The organism is Eisenbergiella tayi (assembly GCF_001881565.1).
Lineage (GTDB): Bacteria > Bacillota > Clostridia > Lachnospirales > Lachnospiraceae > Eisenbergiella > Eisenbergiella tayi.
The window spans coordinates 1,637,264-1,655,425 of sequence record NZ_MPDJ01000001.1 but is presented as its reverse complement, the minus strand read 5'-3'; the positions used below and the strand labels follow the sequence as shown (position 1 = coordinate 1,655,425).

The following is an 18,162-nucleotide window of genomic DNA, read 5'->3' as shown; positions in this document are numbered from 1 at the left end:
GTCACACCCTCCACAAGATGATTTCCCCGATTCGGGTCTGGTCCAGGAACAGCAGCGCCGCCAGAAAGACAACGCCCAGCAGGGACACCAGGACCTCCGGCCAGGAGAAGCGAATGGGGCGCAGGGCGTACCGTTTGCACTCCAGCTCCAGCCCCCGGGTGGTGCCGGAGGCCGCCAGCTCGTCCGTGACCTTCAGGCACCGCATCAGCAGGGGAATTAAAATATACTCAATGGTGGCAAGAGGATGAGATACCCGTTTCCACAAGGTGTCGCTGATCCCCCGGATGTCCATGGTGCTGCGGATCTGCCTGTATTCAATCCGCAGGGTGGGGATATAGCGGAACATGACCACCAGCGGGATCGTCACCGCCTGGGGAAGCCGCATCCGCTGGAGCGCCACCATCAGGTCGTCCATATAGGTGGTCCGCAAAATCCAAAGGCCCATCATCACAATGGGAATCAGCTTCAAAAGCGTCACGCCGAACACGCTCATAATCACGCTCAGTACCGGCACCTGCACATAGCGGAGCAGGGCGTTGAGATAGGCAACGATGATGTAGACCACAATCATCTTCAAGGCCCACTTTCCGCCGTTCCCCACGGCAATAAACAGGCCATACACCAGCATGAGCGCAAGGCTGACCACCTCCCCAGCCAAAAAGTAACTGACAAACCCGATACAGACCAGAAGTAAAATCTTGCAGCGGGGATCTAACAGTGCCGATCCATGAAGGGGCTGCTGTTCAATGATTTGTTTGATTTGTGATTCTTCCATTCCAATGCCTCCCTATCCAAATCAAAGCGCGGGGCCATTTTCAGCCCCGCGCCCTGAGATCAGGCAGCCCGCTTGCCTGCGCTTGTCTGATTGACTGCCGAGGGGCTGTGCCTTGTTATTTGACTGAAACGAGCCCTGCCTTTATAAAGTGCTTCTTCAAAGCCTTCTGCCCAATCACGGCGCCAATCAGTCCACCTACCAAGCCGGCCGCAACGATGACCACCAGCATGGGGACGGAGGTGATATTCAGCATCCCGTCTATGTATTCCTGGGCAATATTGTTCTTCTCCATGGCTCCCACAAAGGCGCTCTGGAGGAACTTGATGGGGCAGATGGCGCTGAAGGCAAAAATGGCGCTGAACAGGGCGTAGGCCACGGTCATGGACTTCATGGTGATTTCTTTCCGGCCCATGACCAGGAAATCGCAGATCACACCGCCAATCACCAAGCCGATGGGGATAAACCAGAAAGCGCCCACCAGCAGGAACAGGATAGCCTGGATTGCGGAGCAGATGGTGAAAACGCCCTTTTTCGGTACCTTTGCCAGTAAGAGCATCATCACGATGCCATTGGGGATCGCGACAACGGATGGATAGAACACATTGGTCACTGGGCCGGCCACACTCATAATGGTGCTGATAATCATGCAGATGATCCACATGAGGGCGGTCAGGACGCCAATCAGGATAAAATCTTTCGCATTCAACTTCTGTTTCATGCTTTGCCTCCTCTAAACAACAATATGCGTTGAGGTTAGCACTTACTAACCTCAACGCATATTGTATCAGTTATGCCTTTCTAATTCGACCCAAAACCTGCCCATTTTCACCCAAAAGCAGTTAAAGGTCACTGCTTTGTGTGGTTGAAGCGTGTCTCCCTGTAATGTTTGGGTGCAACACCGTATTTTTTCTTGAAGGCCGCCGCAAAGTTGCTCGGTTTTCCATACCCTACAATCGCAGCGACCTCCCCCACATTCCAGTCTCCGTCCAACAGCAGTTGCGCCGCCTGTGTCAACCGCTGCTCAATAACATATTGATGGATCGGCATACCGTAGAAGGAAGAAAATCCCCGTGTCAGCTTGGTCAGACTCAGATGTACCTGTTGAGACAGTTCTTCACAAGAGGGGGCAAAGGCGAGCTGGCTGTCGATGATCCGTTTTGCTTCCATGATGGCAGTCCGCTCCGTCCGGGACATGGAAATATTTTTGCCCATCAGAATGTCCAATTCCAAAACTTCTCCCAGATAGATGGACAGCAGCTCCAACAGTTTGCCGTCCAAATAGAGATAGCCCAGCCCCCCGCGGTATTGAGAAAATTTGCTTGTTTCCGACAGTATTTGCTCCATAATTGGTGTGACAGAGACTTTGGCAATACCATTCAGGAGCTTCTTTTCATAGACTGTAATTTCCTGTCCGTCAAAGTAATCAGCAAGGAGTTGTGAAAAGTAGGGAATTGGGATTTTAATGCTTTTGAATGAGAAGTTACTGTCTTTTTTGTAGCAGATATATTCTGTGCCATCATGTCCAGCATAGATACAAGACTCATTTTTCTGTATAGTAATAGAACGATTCTCATTCATTATCCCCCATGAAATTCCATCATTCAGGCAGAAAATGATTTGCATATATTCTCCACTAACAGGACCCTGCACATTCATATCGGATTGATAGCACATTTTCCAGTCTGAGAGGATAACGCCGTGCTTGATTTTTGTTTGAGAAATTTGGCCTTGCCCGACTTCTGAAGGAATGTCCATAGTGATTGTCTGAGGGGTATTGGTTATCAAATCGTTATAAAGATTGGTAAGATATAGACTGCTATGTGACATAACCCACCTCTTTCTAACTCGTTCAAGTTAGCTATCGCTAATCAGATGATACCCGATTTTTCCTCGACAGTCAAGGTGGCTTCGTATTACCAAAACCGCACACCTTTTTAGTTTTTTGGAGAAACAGTAACATATTTTGCCTAATCCGTATGCCTCTCTCTGTAATGATCTACTATGTTTATAATTCCTGTGTCTGGATGAATCAACACTATTGACAAGTTTCTTTTTTCAGCGATCCCTATCGCTGTCTCCACTCCGCTGTAATGTTTCGGATCATTATCATAAACAGCTACAACATAGTCGGCCTGCCCCATCATATATTCCGTGCGTTTTTTATACCCTTCGGCTCCTGGGTGTTCTGATCCCATCAGCACCTTGGCACAGCCCTCTCGGAGTTTTCGCTGCCGTGCCTGGCTCTTTGGGTCCCATCGGACATCATGGCCGGGGAAGGGGCAGACCATCACAACATCCAATTCCCGATATTCTACCTGGCGCTGCATATCCAACAGGATTTCGCCTGCCCACATGTCTACTCCCAGAGCTCCCCCAACGAAAAAGCAGCGCACACCGCTCTGGTAAAGTGACACAAATACATCATGCATCCGCTTTTTTATGCGCTTGCATGAGGTCATATATTCATTGTATTTGAATTTGAAGCGGGTAGGGTGTTGACCAATCACCGCACACGAACATATTTTCACTTGTTTTTCCTCCAAATTTTTCATCTTACGATCATTATATATGCTATGGTTGATTAAACTCAACTATAGTCGCTTAATTTTTCATGCTATAGTGGATAAAATGTAACTATAGTATGGAGGATTGCGAATGAGTGAGCTTTTGAAAGAAATGGGCCAGCGGATTCTGGAGCGAAGAAAACAATTAAATATGACACAGGAGACTTTGGCAAATTTGACGCATCTCACATCGCAAACCATCTCGTATGCGGAAATGGGGCAAAAAGCGATGCGCCCGGAAACCATGCTGAAGATCTGTGAAGCACTTGGCATCAGCGCAGACTATTTACTGCGTGGTAAAATTCTTGAAGCAGACACTTCGTTGCTCCAGCAGAAGATTTCCACATTGACACCCAGCCAATACCGCCACTTGGAACAGATTATCGATCACTTTATTGCTGCCATACAGGAAAAGGAAGAGGTATGAGAGTCGGCACAGCTTCGCTCCCATACCTCTTTTTTAGCCATTTCTACGGAAAGCCGCCATGGTGCTGGCGATCAGATTGCGGGTCATATCATCAACTTCGGATGCTCCCTCTGATGGCTCTGTCGTCTGTTCCTGCGGCGGCAGGGCTATTTTATTTTTCTTTGGAGGAGAGGATTCCCCGGTCGAAACTGCCTTATCCGAAGCCTGCTCATCCTGACGCATAATTTCTCGCACTATCGCTTCAATGGCCGCACGGTCAATGGCTGGCACTTTTAACGGCTGCGGATCGTCAGAAAAATGAGTGTTATAGTACACAAGCGCATTTGCAATATACTGGGCTTTACTGTGGGGCGGTTGTAGTTCCAGCAGTTCAACTGCGGCCCGCTGCACTGGGTCACCGATATTGAACCGCAGGGAGAAGCGCCCCCTTTCTTTTTTGGCCGTCATGATTGTCACCTGCCCACTGTTTCAAGCCGGTACAGGTATTCAAATCCAGCTGCATTGGCGTTGATGTTCGTGACGAACAGAGGCGTTCCCACCTTGCCGGAATCCTCGATCTGCCGGCGCAACAGAATAGCGCCGCCGCCCACAAACACCACTTTGCAATAGCGCAAATCCAACATCCGCTCTCGTAGAGTGCTGAACAAGTCGTTGACAAACTCCTGCGCCAGTCGTTCCACAAGCTGTATAGCCTCGGCCGGATACTGTGTCCGTCTGCCCATGAGGATGGCATCCACATCGCCCTCATCCAACAGCAAATCCAACTCTGCATTTCCTCTGGACCTGATTTTATTGTATAACAGGATAACGCCGTTTTCCAGCGAATCGCAGGAAGCGAGGTCGGCTTTTCCGTTTTTCAACAACAGATAATCCGCTGTAAAGCCTCCAATATCCAATACGACTGCCTTTGGGTCATCCAACAGGGCGTGCAGCATTGTGGCCGCAGCTGCGTATGCCTGGGGATAGCAGGCCACATCCTCAATGCTGATGGTGTAGTGTTTGTCTCCATACATAAACTCAACAAGCCCGCGGCCTTGAAAGTAGGCGGTGAATTTCTCTGCTTGAGAGCCAAAATGTGCCGGGGGCAGACCAACAGCCAACTGGATGTGCTGCTGTTCTTTTTCACCAATTCCCCGGGCGGTTATCTCTTCTGCAATAGCAATCAGTGTAAGGACAAAAAATCGGTCATCCTCCGTCTTATCCTTGTGGAACGGAATACGCTCATTGGACAGTGTGTAATAAGTACCACAGTATTGCAGGCTCTGGCCGAACGGCCGGGTCAGACTCTGCTGCAGTCCAGACACAAAGGGCTCGCCATGAACGGTTTTGATTTGTTTGTTGCCATGATCGACACCAATTAACATAGATAATTGCCTCCTTTTTTGCTTTATACATATCCTTTACGCCTGTATGACGCCTTTCTCAACAAAAAAGCAGGAAAGTTTTTATCTACAACGGTATCATCGAAAAATCAGGGGCGTGGAATAGTCGGCCTGCACCATAAAAAGCAGCATCGTCCTGATACATTCGAGGCGATGCTGCTTTTCTATCAAAACTGTTTAGCTTTCAACTTCCACATGGAGCTGGCTGGCGACTTCCTCTACCGACATACCATTTTTCATTGCCAGCTTCACAATCTCTTGAATTTTCTGCTTTTTCGTCTTACGGGGCTTTCGGGGAGCCTTGGGAGCAAGGATCTCCTGCTTTTTTGCCTCCAGAGATTTGATGCGTTCCTTTGCTGCGGTGATCTTCGCATCGTACTCTTCTACAACAGTTTTCTTTTTCTCCTCCAGCTCATTGATGGACTGATTTATCTTCGTGATTTTTTCATCCAGTTCATTCGCTCTCTCTTGCGGGGTACGGCGCTGACGCTTGCTCTCGGCTTCTGCCATTTTAAGATCACCTTTCTTTTGTGCTTAATTGAGATGTGCTTATGGTAAAAGAGTATCATATTGTATGTCAAAACACAAGAAGATGAAGTCGAAGCATAGTAGAAAATTGGGTTCAAAAGGACATACAGTTATCAGATTATAAAATACTGTAAAATGATTCCGATTGATTTAACACGGGCCATGTCAGCCCCAAAAAGAAGGGCCGGGTAGAGGAATATTCCTCTGCCCGGCCCTGTTATGAATTTACACAGATTCTGCCCTATGCTTTTGATAAGGGCAGACAAAGCACTTTTTCAGTCATCCGTCTTAATCAGGAGATAAAAACTGTCGCCGGCGTCGCGGGCTTCTTCTCTGCGCCAGTCCTCTCTATAGGGAAGACTATAGAAGCCGCATATATAGCGAACATCATCGTTATTCACTCCCGTTTGGCCCAAAGAGCCGAAACAGTGGATCACACAATCTCCATCCTCATTTCGACGCTCCAGAAGCCTGAAGCGGCCAGCGAGTTTCCTGTGGACTTTGCTCCAATCCATTGTTAAACCTCCCATTGGCCGCGGCCGATAAGCACCGCTTTCTTTCCTGCCTTTTCCGGGATCGGAAGTTCAATGCGCATATTTGCGCCGTCACCTTCGACTTTCCCCTTCGGCAGAACATATCGCGCAAAACACTCCCACTGGGGTTGTCTATAACGGCCAGTCAGTCCGCAGAGCCCGCTGGCAGCCGACCACTGGTTGCACTCGCTGCACGGGAAGCAGACTTTCCTCTCGTCCTGGTATGCCTGTGTGGCCTTGTTGTCCGCCACCAGGCGCTCAAAACGCTGGATCAGTTCTTCCTCATCGGTGACGATATAGAAAAAGTTCCCATAATGCAGAAACCGCCCCGAAATTACCGTGCAGCCCTGATAAGCCTGACGCTCTTCTGACCGCTGCCACTCCGGCTTCCGATTTACAAAATTCCCGTACCACTCATAGATCGGGTCCAATGTGTACTGCTCAAACAGCGGATAAAGCCGTTCCAGCGTCTCTATTGGCTCCCATCCCCAGAAGCCGCCATTTATTTTAATGATCGTCATGGTATGTACCTCCCTGCTATAATTAGGTGTGGACGCTGTACTGGGCTTTCTGCAGGTTATCCGCACCATGCAGGATGATGCCGCCGCAGATTCCCGTGCCCCGGGGCGTGACCTCTTCAAAGAAGAAGCTGTACGGCGCACCGTCATCATAAATGAGGATCTTCTCCGCATCCCGCCACTGGAAATGGTGTTCCAGAGTTTTCCCCAGCTTGTGCCGCAGGAGCGGTCGCTGGGCGATTTGATGGAGATTCTGCCTGCTGTGAAATTCAAAGCGGCGGGTCACCTTCTCCGGCACGGAGAGCTGGCTCCAGTTCCATCCGGCCATATCCGTCCCGGCCTCCACACACTCGTGGAAGCGGCGGTAGGGCAGCCGCACCCACTCCTCATAGCCGCGCAGGCTGTCCGCACCGGCGCTTTGCAGCCAGGAAAAGCGGATCACCAGCATCTCGCCGTCCAGTGCCCGTGTGAGCCGAAGGGCGGCATAGCAGCCGCAGTCAGCCACGATAATCTGACGCCCCGGCTCCCGCTCCAACTGCTCCAGCGTATCACGCAGGATTGCAAAGCGGTACGGGGATTTATGCCTCCGGGATATGGTGTGGAGATACAGCAGTTCTTCACTGCAGGATACTTTTACCAAAATACTGTCAAACATCATAAAGAAACCTCCTGTCATGCCGCATGGGCTCGGTCCAGTGCGGCCCGTTCTACAAAAAACGATTCTTGCTTATACTGTTCCTCTGCCAAAGTCACTGCAGCGCCTCCCAGAGAATCAAGATACTGGCGCCCATTTTTGGACTTTGAGATGTAGATATAGATTGGGGCGCTGACATACCGCCCACTGGGATAGCATCCGCGATACTGATTTGACAGCACCGCAACTGCGTCGAGTTCTTCCGCTTTCTGCGTTGCCAGTGCCACTACCATTTCTTTTGCCGCCGTCTCTTCACTTTTCTTCAATCCAGAGGTATAAATGTGTTCCAGAAACAGCACCAGCTTCTCACTGTATGCGTGACTGCCTGTGGGAACATCTTCTTTGGACAGATCAGCAAATTCAAAATTGAGCGTTGATGGCTGCTGGAAAGAGCCTTTCGTCAGCCGGAGACACGCCCGTGCTACTACGCTCTCGTCTTTGTAAACCAGAATGATTTTTTTGTTGCTATCGAATGCGGCCAAAAGGCAGTCCCTCTGGCTGCCCTGATAGCAGGATAAGCAGGTAAAGTGCGGAAGCTCGCCCATGCGGATTGTGTGGTAAAAATCATCCACCTCTTTCGCCATAAGGCCCAGTCTGGTCAAAGAGAGATTCTGTTTCCAGACATCTTCCCGCGCCTCTTGAATTGGGTAATGGATTTCCTGCTTCAAATCACCAGCAAAGTATTTCAGTTTATAGAACTGGCCCATCAGCTCTGCCTGTACAATACGCCGGAGCGCCTCGCAGTTTTTTTCACTTTCGTTCCTATACTGCAATTCGTTATACAGCGGGCGGACCATCGAGCTGCCGCCCCGGAGCAGGAAATTCACAATCCCCGGCTGATACTCGCGGACGAACTCCTCGGAAAAGCCCATGTTTTCTTTCAGATAGGCCCAATTCTGATCGGTAACCAGTATTGAGCCGCACACCTGACTCCAGTTTGAAAAGCCTGTGATCTTGGAAGCGTTGCTGACCGCGAAAACCGCATCCGCCTCTGCCCGAAATTCCGGGATAAATGCCTGAATCTCCGGATAGTGCTGCAGCATAAGCATTGCAGTCTGCCGCGTCAGTCCCCGGATGTGTCCGAAATCTTTCTCATACCAAGCTCCAAACGGCTTTTCCAGCAAGCATTGAGTTACCTGTTCCAGCGCCTCGTCTCCGATATTCTGGCTGACAAGATCCCGCTTTATCAGCTGCCGGATCGTGAGCATCCTCTGGTCCACGGAGAGCGGGGAGAGTTTGGCGTACAGTCTTACATATACTTCCTCTTGGTGCCACAACAGGCGCAGCTCCTCAAAGGTATATTGCTGGCCCTCTTCCAAAAGTTCAAAGTAGCTGGTTGTCCGTTCAATAGAATCACTGTCCTTTAAGTTCTTAACCGTCAGTGAATTGAGATTACAGCGTTCGCAGAAGCCACTCACAAATAAAAGCGAATACCGCCCCAGCGAGAAAAATAGTTCGCTGTTCTGATTCACCAGATTCAAAAAATGCTTTTTCTTGTGCTCCACCGCATAGATAAGGAGCTGGACTTGAAAATACTCTACTTGTTCAAAATTGATGTGAAGGCAGCCAGCGTAAAGGGCATTGAGATAACTCAGCCTGCTTTGCAGGATTTTCTGCCGCCGCTCTTTGCTGATGGGCAACAGCTGACTCAGCCACCATTCGACATCATATTGTCCGGCCCGGTTTTCCAGCCAGAGCGTCCAGAATTCCGATAAATCTTCCGCATCATACTCGAAGGCTTCCATCAGCCGGCGGAATTTTTCTACATCCGGCATTTGTAGCCATTTGAGATTTTTCAGACTGTCCGCATCCAGAAACAACTCCACTCCCCACACATAGTTCATCATCAGGATTTTCTGGAGGGGCAGATTCTGCTCCAACAGCTCTACAGCCTTCCGCTCATGGTCGTGCCAGTTGAATAGATAAGTGCCAAGAAACGGCAGACGCATCATTGAACGCTGATGTTCCGTCAGCGGAGAGATTTCCTGCCACTCCAGAACAGGGAAGGTATCCAGGTTGTCTGCGACGGCCTGCTCCTCTTCTTCATACCGCACCAGCGGCTGGTAGTGTTTCATGTACTCAAATTTCAGGGAAGGCTTGAGATCCAGCACCGCCGCCTCCAGCACCTGCTCCTTCGGATATTGGGACAAGTGCTCCTGATAGCTGCTTGCCGCATGGAGCATCGTCTGAATAACAGATACCGCTATTCCATGTGCGCACAGAGCCTGATATAATTCCGCAAATTCTGGAACTTGAATCAATTCCCTCTGGATTTGCGTGGCTTCTTCCTTGCGAATCTGCTCTTGCAGACCCATATCTTCGATTTTTTTACAGGTCTGATCCAGTATTTCTTCTGGAAATTCTCCAGTGAAACGCAGCTGCAGCCCATCGCGCCCCATTCGGGACAACAAAGATAAATGCTTTTCCGCATAGATCATGCCGCAAGACCTCCCATCATTGTTCTTGCCATATTCAAAATTTTCTGTTCGTCTCCTGGATTGTATCGTGCCAAATCACCGCACAACTTGAAAAATTGTTCTAATTCGTCCGCTGCAAATGCCGCCGCGCAGCCCGCAGGCTGTTCCCGCAGCTTTTCGTACACCATATCCAGGGCTTCTTTCACATCCCTATCGTAATAGAAACTTTTTGTAAACTCTTTTAGAGAAGACATCGTACCGTCATAGGTCTGCTCCAACCGTTCGCATTTCTTCTGGTGCTCCTGCTCCCGGCGAAGGCGTTCCTCCCGTTCCGCTTTTTCAGCGTCGGCTTTTTGATCGGCTTCCAGCTCTTCCTTACTGTAGAATTTTTCCTTTAGATGGTCCGCACGGCCACCTGTGTACTTCCCGCTGGATAAAAGGCTTCGCAAAACGGACGCAAGCAGCCGCCTGTCGTATAGCCGCTGCACATCCGAATCTTGTAAAGCGCACCAGATAAACTCTTGATAGCATTTCGGCTCCATTTGGAAAAAAGAAGCCTCGATCCATTCAAAGAGCTGCCGATGCTGCTCTTCTGTCAGGAAAGAGCGTTTGATAAAAAACTCATAGTCTCTGCTGCTGTACCGATTACCCCTTACAAAAAGTTCATGAAAGAAAAACCGCTCCCCAAAAAACTTCTGGAGCTGCACTGGAGTGTATTTCTGCAGCAGACGCCGGACAAAACGGAAGCCCTGCCAGCTGGAGATATTCATGGCATATCCCAAGAGCAGTTTCATCGACTGCGCAGAGGGTCCGTCTTCCTGATGCTGTTCAAAAAACTGCCACAGCCGGATTTCTTTTCTCTCTACCAGCAGAGCAAAAGCTCTATCGGAGGAACGGTGCCATTCCTGGAAGCCATCACAGTAATCAGCGCCCGTTAATTCCCGGTATCTTGCCAGCCATTGAATAATTGGCGTTTTTCCACAAGAGCAGAGCATCTGATCTGTAAACAGTTCCCAGTAATCGCCTTGCGGCACTTCTTTTGCCAGAATATCGTACTGGGGGTCAAAGGCGTCAAAGCGATACGGGAATTCCTTTTTGACGGTTTTCAGCATCCAGATCATTGTCTGTGGTGCGGATGGTATGAGTTCTTTTTTAATCGCCTCCCAGAGATTTGGATACCCATTGTACTGGACAGCAAACCTTTCATAGCGGCCAAACAACCATCCAACATAGGCATAGAGCCCTTCCGACAGTCCATCCGGTTGGTTTAAGAGCATTTGGCAGCACGCCGATGCGATTTTTTCTGCGGTGGTCCCGTTCCAGGAGATCCTGTCCGGGATTCTGTCTGCCCACACACAAAGGGAATTGGTCAGTATAATTTCCTCACCGCTGTAGCCGGCATCTGTCAGGATTGAAAACTCCCGGCTGTCCGGTTTCATGTTCATTCTGAAAAACTTCGTCAGTGTTCGCAAAACAAGATCTGACTTTCCGCGATACGACTTGATATACGGAGCATAATGCTGGACCAGCCATTCCAGCACGCCGCAGTTTTCAGGCAGGGAAAGCGTGCGTTCTTTCCCCAGCAATCGGAGAAGCTGGCTGTGCATAGTGCGGTACCCTTCCTCCTGGTCATCGAACAGAGACAGGACAAACAAGGCATCCTCGGTCTTGGCATATTCTGTGGCAGCCAGTTCATCCAGCAGGGCGTGTCGGCGGGGCATATCTGTTTCCAACAGATAAAGAGCCCCTTGCAGGTACACATCTCCATTGGAAGTCCGCCGGATCATCTGGAGAAAACTGCCGCGCTGATTTCCAACAAACATATTGTCTAACTGAAGCGCACGGGTTTTCCCCAGTGCCAGCGCCAACGCACGAATAATGCGGACATCTTTTCCCAGCTTCTCTTCAAACCGTTCCAGGACCTCGCCGGGGTAACGGAGGTTATAGGCTTCAAAATAATTCTGTCCTTCTGCCTTTTGTTGCCAGATTTGCGTGTCCACAATATTTCGATAGATCTCCCAGGCTTTTTCTTCTTGAGAGGTGTGTACGACAAGATCTACAAACGCATAGTACAGTTCAAGATCAATGACCTGTTGATATACCTTGTAGGCTGGCAGAAATTCGTTATTCATCTTCGCTCCCTCCTCACTTTGATTCGCTCCATCTGCCTCCAGTAGAGTAATTCCACTCAATCGTTCCATCTTCATAACGGATAAGACCATGAGCCGTCAGAGTCCATCCATCAGAAGTTCGCCGCATCTGTGCGGTGGTATCGTTTAATAGGGGCCTTTTTTCCACAGACAGGCATAGATAACTCCTGTCATTTCGGTTTTGATAAACCTGCCCCACCTGCGGAACAAAGTAACTGCCTTTCATGCTGAAACATCTCCTTTGCCGATAAAGAAGGGGAGGACCGCACCCGCAGCCCTCTCCCTTGTTATTTTTTGACCTGTTTTCTTTTAAGCCACACCAGCCATATTGAAAAACTCATTCGGCGTCAGCACCCGAATGCCCAACTCCTGTGCCTTGGACAGTTTGCTGCCGGCCTTCTCACCGCAGACCAGATAATCGGTCTTGCGGCTCACCGAACTGCCGGCCACAGCGCCCAGAGAGGCGATCAGGCTGTTCATCTCATCGCGGGTATAGGGCTCTACTTTGCCTGTCACCACAATGTTCTTCCCGGCAAATGGAGTGTCCTGGCCGACTGCCTGATTGTTGGCCGCGGCCGGCTTCTGGATGTTCATCATCATCTGTAATTCCTCCCAAATACAAAAATTTTCTTCATTGCAGAACCATTCATGGATATTGTTGTGCAGCGTCTCTCCAAAATCCGGGAGCTGGCGGAAGTCATAGCCCGTATAAACCGCGTCCCGAAATTCTTCAAGACTGCCATGGAACTCCCGGCAGAGAACACCGCTGGCTGTGTTGCCGATCATGGGAATGTCCATGGCAATCACATACCGTTCAAAGGTGGTGTTGCGGCTCTGCTGGACAGCATCCCACAGGCGCTGCCAGGACTTTACGCCAAAGCCCTCCATGCGGATAATTTCATCCCGGTGCTGATCCAGCCGGTATAGATCCAGATAGCTGTGAATCCATCCACGGCCAATCAGTTTTTCCAGCGTCGCCTCGGACAGCCCCTCAATGTTCATCGCCTTCTTGCTGACAAAATGGACAAACTTTTTGAGTTTCCGTGTCTCGCAGGTGGCATTGTCGCAGAACAGAGTCTTGATGATCCGCTCCTTGCCGTTTTCATCCCGCCCTTTGGTTTCATGAACGCGGGTAGGCTGACCGCAGCAGGGGCACTGGTGCGGGAACGCCGCTTCCAGATTGAAACCGCCCCTGTCCATGTTTTCCTCCACATGCGGAATGATCATATTCCGCTTGCTGACCAGTATGCGGTTGCCCGGCATCAGCTCCAGGTCCTCAATGAAGGACAGATTGTGCAGGCTGGCCCGTGTCACTTCGCATCCTTCGATTTCTACTGGAGCAAAGATGGCTACAGGCGCAATCTCACCAGTCCGTCCCGGCGTCCACTCGATGGAACGAAGTGTTGTCTTAAACAGCTCGTCCTCAAATTTGAACGCCAGACCGTCCTTATAGTGATGTCCTGTGCGCCCGCATCTTTTGGAAAAGGCAATATCATTGTAGGTTACAACGATGCCATCGATGGGAATATCGCTGTCTTTTGCATACTGCTGCAGCTGCTTGATGCCGTCCTCGGTCTCCGCCTGCGTCAATGGCCGCTTCGTCACCAGATACTTGCACGGAGTAAAGCCCAGCGGCCGAATTTCTTTGAGGCGTTCCGACTTGCGGGGCAGGTCATCAAAACCCTCCAGAACATTGAAGGGCATGAAGGTCACACACCGTTCCATGCACTCGCCGGCATCCCGCAGGCGCACCGAGCCAGCCGCCAGATTACGGCCATTCTTGTAGGTTTCACCATTCTCATCCACTATCGAAGTGTTCAGACGCTCGAAATCACGGGGACGGATAAACGCCTCACCGGTGACTACCAGACGCCCCGGGTACTGAATATGGGCTGGAATCCCACTGATTGCTCTGGCGTTGTGAGTGACGATCTCACCCTCATCACCATCGCCCCGTGTGGCCGCTTCCACCAGTTCGCCGTTCTCATAGGTCAGTTTGATGGTAAGGCCGTCCAACTTGAGCATGATCATCACCTGATGCTCGCCCATAAACCGACACAAATCCACGCTGCTTTTTACTTTATCCAGAGAAAGAAGCGGGATTTTATGGGCGGTTTTCTCTAACTTGCCTACCACGGGATAGCCCACGGTGACAGTGGGAGAGTTCGACATCTGGATGCCCGTCTCCTGTTCCAGTTTGTGAAGTTCGTCAAAGAGCCGGTCATAGACCTCATCGCTGACGCTGGGATTGTTGTAGTTATAGTATTCGTTGCGGTAGCGGTTGAGCCGGTCGGTCAGCTCCCGCTGCTTTCTCAAAGTATTCTGTTCCATCAGGCCGCCTCCTCATCCAAAACGCGGAACGCCATAATCAGCGTTTCCGCCGTCTTTGTTTGATTCATATATGAACTGCACACACCGTCCTCAAATGACCAGGTGCTGGCTGCACCCCACCACATTATGGAGCCCCGCCCATCGTTTGCCGCATTGATGCGCGGATCGGGCGGATTGAGGATTTTGGTGTAAACACCCTGGGTATTGACCCATGTGACCTCCCGCAGTTGGCCGATGCATCCGGGCCGGCAGTGGCCGGTGACCTCCAGGCGTGTGCCCGGCCGCAGCCTGCGTTTGAGCTGATTCAAATTTTTAATCATGCTGCACCTTCTTCCTTCTTCCGTGGATGGGCGGCATAGCGTCCAAAGTTTAATTCCCTGATCATGTCCTGAATGGCGTCGTCATCCTCCCACGCAGTGGAGAGGGTGGCCCGCTCCGGCCCTTCGCCCGCATGGATGCTCACGGTCCCACCGTAAATCTGCATCAACACATCAGGCCGCTGGGCGCAGACGATTGCTAAATTTCCAATCTGTTTCATTTTCTTCTCCTTCTATCTGATATTCAGCCAGACCACAATGGGCCGGTCAAAGTCCGCAGTCACATAATTCTTTCGCATATGGATAGGGCGGTAACGCCCATCCAGTTCGCACTCCACGCTCTGCTCAATACGGCCTTCGCTCTGGGCCAGATGCTCCCGGAATGCGCGCAGGGTCTGCAGGCGCACCGCCGGCGGGTCGTTCTCCCTGCATCGCAGGTCCGCACAGTACACATAACTGCGCGGATTTTCTTTGAGCATAAAGCCGTAGGTCATATACAGGCGGCACTTGCGTTCCCGCTCCCGCTCGATATGCTTCACATAGTCTACGGCGCTCTTGATGCCCTGTGTCAGATAAAGATACCCCATCTGATAACGCTGCTCATCCGACAGGGGGAGTTCCGTCTTTTCCTGCCCCGGCAGTCCTTTATAGATGTGGAAGCTCTCCGGTGCATAGCGGTAACCGTGGATGTGGTACTCAAAAGATGTTTTTCTCATAAAGCCTCCTTGCAACAGTTGGCCGGACGCCCTCAAAGGACGCCCGGCCATTGCACCTGTATCATGCAGCCGCAGGGAGCTCCTGCTGCTGCACGATTTCTTTGTTTTCCATCAAGTCAGCCAAAAGCACATCTGCCAGCAAATGGCCGGCAAGGTGCCCGGTATGGATGACCACCCGATCTTTCTTCATCTGGATAAACTCCTCGTTGCGCAGGACGCGGCTCTGCGCGGCCAGCTTCAAATCTTGGCCTGTAAGCCGTGCCGCAATGACTTTTTGCCACTTCTGCAGAAATTCCGTCGCCTGCTCGATGTCCTCGTGCTGGCGGTCAAACAGCGTGCGTTTTTGACGCACAGTGCCGTCCGGCTCGATCTCCAGTGTGTAATAGGGATCTTCTGGTTCCTCCGCTCGGCGCAGAAACATGATGAAGCTCTCCCGGCGCTCGATGCGGTCATAGTACCGTTCGCCGGCGCCGTCATTTCCGACACAATGGTGAAGCATCCGTCCCTCTTTGATAATATCAAAAGTATTTTGAGGGGCAATGACCAGATAATCTTCATCTGCATAGGCATACTTTTTCTGCAATTCCTCGCAGATGGAGCGAACATGGGGGTACTTCTTGTCCATGTTCTCTGCTTGAAGCTCCAGGCTTCCAGCCTCACACTGGATAACCAGTTCATCATGCCGCTGACGCAATTTACGCGCACGATAGATAATTTCATCGCTGGTGTCGATATGCAGACGCTCTGCCATAGCAAGGTAGTCCTGCCATGTGGTCAACGCCTGCCGACAACTTCCGTCAAAATACGGCTTCTGTTTTTGCAGATAGTTTCGGATCTGAATCGGACTCATGCGGTCCGCGATGAACAGAATATCTTTGGCGCTGATCCGTTCTTTTTTAAACCAGCGAAACAGTTCATCCGGTATGCGTTGATTGGTCCGCTTTTCAAGCTGCAACCATGCCAGGTCTTCCGTATCGCCATTTATCTGCCGCAGACGGCGGAATTTGGGGCCGTCTAATCCCAATGCTCGAATCAGTCGCGTCTCATTTGGATAGAGTATCCGTTCCCGCACAGAATCACAATGTTCAAAGCATTCTTTTGTCAGCCTCGGCAAGTCTGCCTTCCAAATCTGCTCCATCTTCGGCATCCGCTTCCAAACAGCCAAATACTTTTCCGGATCAGTCACCGGATGGGTGCGTATCCACTGCACAAGGCCAGTGCCGAACAGCTCCTTCTGTTCCATGCAGGGAAGGCTCTTGCCATAGACCCTGCCTGTCTGATTGCCACAGTAACTATAGTAGCAGGGATTACCGGAAATCCAGCGTGTTTCCCGCTGGCAATACACGCCCCAATAGTAAGAGCGTATTTCTCCACTGCGGTCATAAATCGAACGGCGAAACTCATGCCAGTAAGGCTTTCCAGAGGGCAGACTGTCTTTCCAGTAAGTCCTCTCTGCCCAGAATTCACGGAGAACAAAGCCATCCTTGCACCGCTGAATCAGATAAGCATAGTCCTTTTCTGTCCGAATATACCCGGCGCGCCCCAGGGCTTTGAATACAATGGGATGCCGGCAGCAGGCACAGCGTCCTTTCTTATTGTGATATGGATGCCCGGATATAGGGACCTCTTTCCCACAAAAGGTACAATAACCGTTTTGGGCTCCGCCGCGTTTATAGCGATAGAAGATGAAATTTTCCCGCACAGCCACCTTATCAATCCAGCGCATCCAATCCTTGGGCAGTTCAGGCACCTGAGCCAGATCCTGATCCCACGCGCCGGTAATTCGTTTATGCCTCTGCTCCAACTGTTCGTCCCGTACATTTCTCTGAAAATCAAGGATACCGAGATCACCGCCGCGTTCCCCACAAAGATAGTCCTGTACTACGGCAGCATCTTTCTCACTGGCCCAGCAGGTGGCATAATAGTTTCTCCCCGGCCAATTCAGCCTGTCCAGTTTGGCGTCCCGCCATTTTTTCTCTAAATGGTCGTAAGTCAGAAACTGGTGCGCTTTCTTGTCAAGGAACACTTCATAAGCAGGATTGTTGCCATCCAGCCGCAGATGTTCCGGCAGATAAAAAGCCGCTTTGAGGATGCCATCCTGAACGACGCAGTTCATATATGGATAGTAGGTCCGTTCAACATAGCGATAGCCATAGGGGCCTTCATGCTGTTTCGGCTCATCCGCTATTGCTGCCTGTTTCATCTCCGGCGTTGCCGTCAATTTCGGCATTGCCAGAAGTGCAGATTTCTTCAATTTAGTTCACCATCCTTTTTTCAAGCTCCACTCCATACCAAATTCCTGGTTGGAGCGTTTTCCCGTCAATCTCCGCCACCACGATCTGCTGGATGCCGCCGGTAGTGCCGTCCTCTTTTGCAAAAGCAAGTACATCGCCGTTCCGAGTCCCTTTTGCAATAGGGTCGGCGCCGCGCACCGCTGCATAGCCATTCCACGCTTCAGCTTTGTCCACCTTTATATTGCTGTTCCACTTCCGCTTCGGGTGGTCTGCCATAAAAGCAAGGCCATGGAGGAAGAGTTCTTTTTTTGTCAGCCGTTTCAAAATTGTCAACTCTGTACAGGAAATTTTGGAATCGACACCATCTTCGTCAATGTCTCCGCCAGCATCGACAATATAGTATTCTGCGTGGTTTATATCTCCGTAATAGCGCAAGCAATCCAGCGGGTCCTCAGCACAATGAAAGCCATTATGAGCGCAGTTGGCCTTTTCCGTTACATTGAGTCCCATCCTGAACTGGTAACCTCTGCAAATCAGGCCGGGAAGAAATCCTTTATATGCAATCATGCTGCACCC

20 protein-coding genes are annotated in these 18,162 nt (G+C 50.6%); 1 reads left to right on the top strand and 19 read right to left on the bottom strand.

Going from position 1 to position 18,162, the window contains the following annotated elements:
* Window position 1: 1 nt before the first annotated feature.
* From BLA28_RS06910 to BLA28_RS06895, 4 genes are all read right to left on the bottom strand, one after another.
* Window positions 2–775, bottom strand: coding sequence for an energy-coupling factor transporter transmembrane component T family protein (locus tag BLA28_RS06910; protein ID WP_071698925.1), 774 nt, complete (start codon window positions 773–775; stop codon window positions 2–4).
* 115 nt (window positions 776–890) lie between these two features.
* Complete coding sequence (locus tag BLA28_RS06905) at window positions 891–1,493, bottom strand: MptD family putative ECF transporter S component (protein WP_044940852.1); 603 nt, start codon at window positions 1,491–1,493, stop codon at window positions 891–893.
* 128 nt (window positions 1,494–1,621) lie between these two features.
* Window positions 1,622–2,602: a helix-turn-helix transcriptional regulator gene (locus BLA28_RS06900; protein ID WP_044940849.1), complete on the bottom strand. Its 981-nt coding sequence runs from the start codon at window positions 2,600–2,602 to the stop codon at window positions 1,622–1,624.
* Window positions 2,603–2,742: 140 nt separating this feature from the next.
* Entirely contained in the window at window positions 2,743–3,327 is a 585-nt protein-coding gene (locus BLA28_RS06895) for an SLOG family protein (RefSeq protein ID WP_071698999.1), read from the bottom strand.
* A gap of 103 nt (window positions 3,328–3,430) precedes the next feature.
* Here BLA28_RS06895 and BLA28_RS06890 point away from each other — a divergent pair, with 103 nt between their 5' ends.
* Window positions 3,431–3,766: a helix-turn-helix domain-containing protein gene (locus BLA28_RS06890; RefSeq protein ID WP_009257986.1), complete on the top strand. Its 336-nt coding sequence runs from the start codon at window positions 3,431–3,433 to the stop codon at window positions 3,764–3,766.
* 33 nt (window positions 3,767–3,799) lie between these two features.
* Here BLA28_RS06890 and BLA28_RS06885 read toward each other — a convergent pair whose 3' ends face one another.
* From BLA28_RS06885 to BLA28_RS06820, 15 genes are all read right to left on the bottom strand, one after another.
* Window positions 3,800–4,213, bottom strand: a complete 414-nt coding sequence (locus BLA28_RS06885) for a hypothetical protein (protein ID WP_009257985.1) — start codon at window positions 4,211–4,213, stop codon at window positions 3,800–3,802.
* Window positions 4,214–4,218: 5 nt separating this feature from the next.
* On the bottom strand, window positions 4,219–5,130 hold the full coding sequence (locus BLA28_RS06880; RefSeq protein WP_071698924.1) for a ParM/StbA family protein: 912 nt from the start codon (window positions 5,128–5,130) through the stop codon (window positions 4,219–4,221).
* 195 nt (window positions 5,131–5,325) lie between these two features.
* Complete coding sequence (locus BLA28_RS06875; RefSeq protein ID WP_071698923.1) at window positions 5,326–5,658, bottom strand: pantoate--beta-alanine ligase; 333 nt, start codon at window positions 5,656–5,658, stop codon at window positions 5,326–5,328.
* A 293-nt stretch (window positions 5,659–5,951) separates the two neighbouring features.
* Window positions 5,952–6,191, bottom strand: coding sequence for a hypothetical protein (locus BLA28_RS06870; protein ID WP_009257982.1), 240 nt, complete (start codon window positions 6,189–6,191; stop codon window positions 5,952–5,954).
* Window positions 6,192–6,193: 2 nt separating this feature from the next.
* Window positions 6,194–6,730: a hypothetical protein gene (locus BLA28_RS06865; protein WP_009257981.1), complete on the bottom strand. Its 537-nt coding sequence runs from the start codon at window positions 6,728–6,730 to the stop codon at window positions 6,194–6,196.
* A 22-nt stretch (window positions 6,731–6,752) separates the two neighbouring features.
* On the bottom strand, window positions 6,753–7,385 hold the full coding sequence (locus tag BLA28_RS06860) for a hypothetical protein (RefSeq protein ID WP_009257980.1): 633 nt from the start codon (window positions 7,383–7,385) through the stop codon (window positions 6,753–6,755).
* 14 nt (window positions 7,386–7,399) lie between these two features.
* On the bottom strand, window positions 7,400–9,859 hold the full coding sequence (locus BLA28_RS06855; RefSeq protein ID WP_009257979.1) for a hypothetical protein: 2,460 nt from the start codon (window positions 9,857–9,859) through the stop codon (window positions 7,400–7,402).
* Complete coding sequence (locus BLA28_RS06850) at window positions 9,856–11,970, bottom strand: hypothetical protein (protein WP_009257978.1); 2,115 nt, start codon at window positions 11,968–11,970, stop codon at window positions 9,856–9,858. Before BLA28_RS06850 ends, BLA28_RS06855 begins: the two co-directional genes overlap by 4 nt.
* A gap of 13 nt (window positions 11,971–11,983) precedes the next feature.
* Entirely contained in the window at window positions 11,984–12,214 is a 231-nt protein-coding gene (locus BLA28_RS33335; RefSeq protein WP_118438871.1) for a hypothetical protein, read from the bottom strand.
* An 83-nt stretch (window positions 12,215–12,297) separates the two neighbouring features.
* Window positions 12,298–14,319 carry an NAD-dependent DNA ligase LigA gene (ligA, locus tag BLA28_RS06845; RefSeq protein WP_009257977.1) on the bottom strand — a complete coding sequence of 674 codons (2,022 nt, stop codon included), beginning with the start codon at window positions 14,317–14,319 and terminating at the stop codon, window positions 12,298–12,300.
* Window positions 14,319–14,639, bottom strand: a complete 321-nt coding sequence (locus BLA28_RS06840) for a hypothetical protein (protein WP_009257976.1) — start codon at window positions 14,637–14,639, stop codon at window positions 14,319–14,321. The genes ligA and BLA28_RS06840 overlap by 1 nt, the downstream gene beginning before the upstream one ends.
* Complete coding sequence (locus tag BLA28_RS06835) at window positions 14,636–14,857, bottom strand: hypothetical protein (protein ID WP_009257975.1); 222 nt, start codon at window positions 14,855–14,857, stop codon at window positions 14,636–14,638. The genes BLA28_RS06840 and BLA28_RS06835 overlap by 4 nt, the downstream gene beginning before the upstream one ends.
* A 12-nt stretch (window positions 14,858–14,869) precedes the next feature.
* Window positions 14,870–15,352: a hypothetical protein gene (locus BLA28_RS06830; protein ID WP_071698922.1), complete on the bottom strand. Its 483-nt coding sequence runs from the start codon at window positions 15,350–15,352 to the stop codon at window positions 14,870–14,872.
* 61 nt (window positions 15,353–15,413) lie between these two features.
* Entirely contained in the window at window positions 15,414–17,606 is a 2,193-nt protein-coding gene (locus BLA28_RS06825; RefSeq protein WP_009257973.1) for a PcfJ domain-containing protein, read from the bottom strand.
* A 1-nt stretch (window position 17,607) separates the two neighbouring features.
* Entirely contained in the window at window positions 17,608–18,153 is a 546-nt protein-coding gene (locus BLA28_RS06820) for a DUF7666 domain-containing protein (RefSeq protein WP_009257972.1), read from the bottom strand.
* Between the last annotated feature and the right edge of the window lie 9 nt (window positions 18,154–18,162).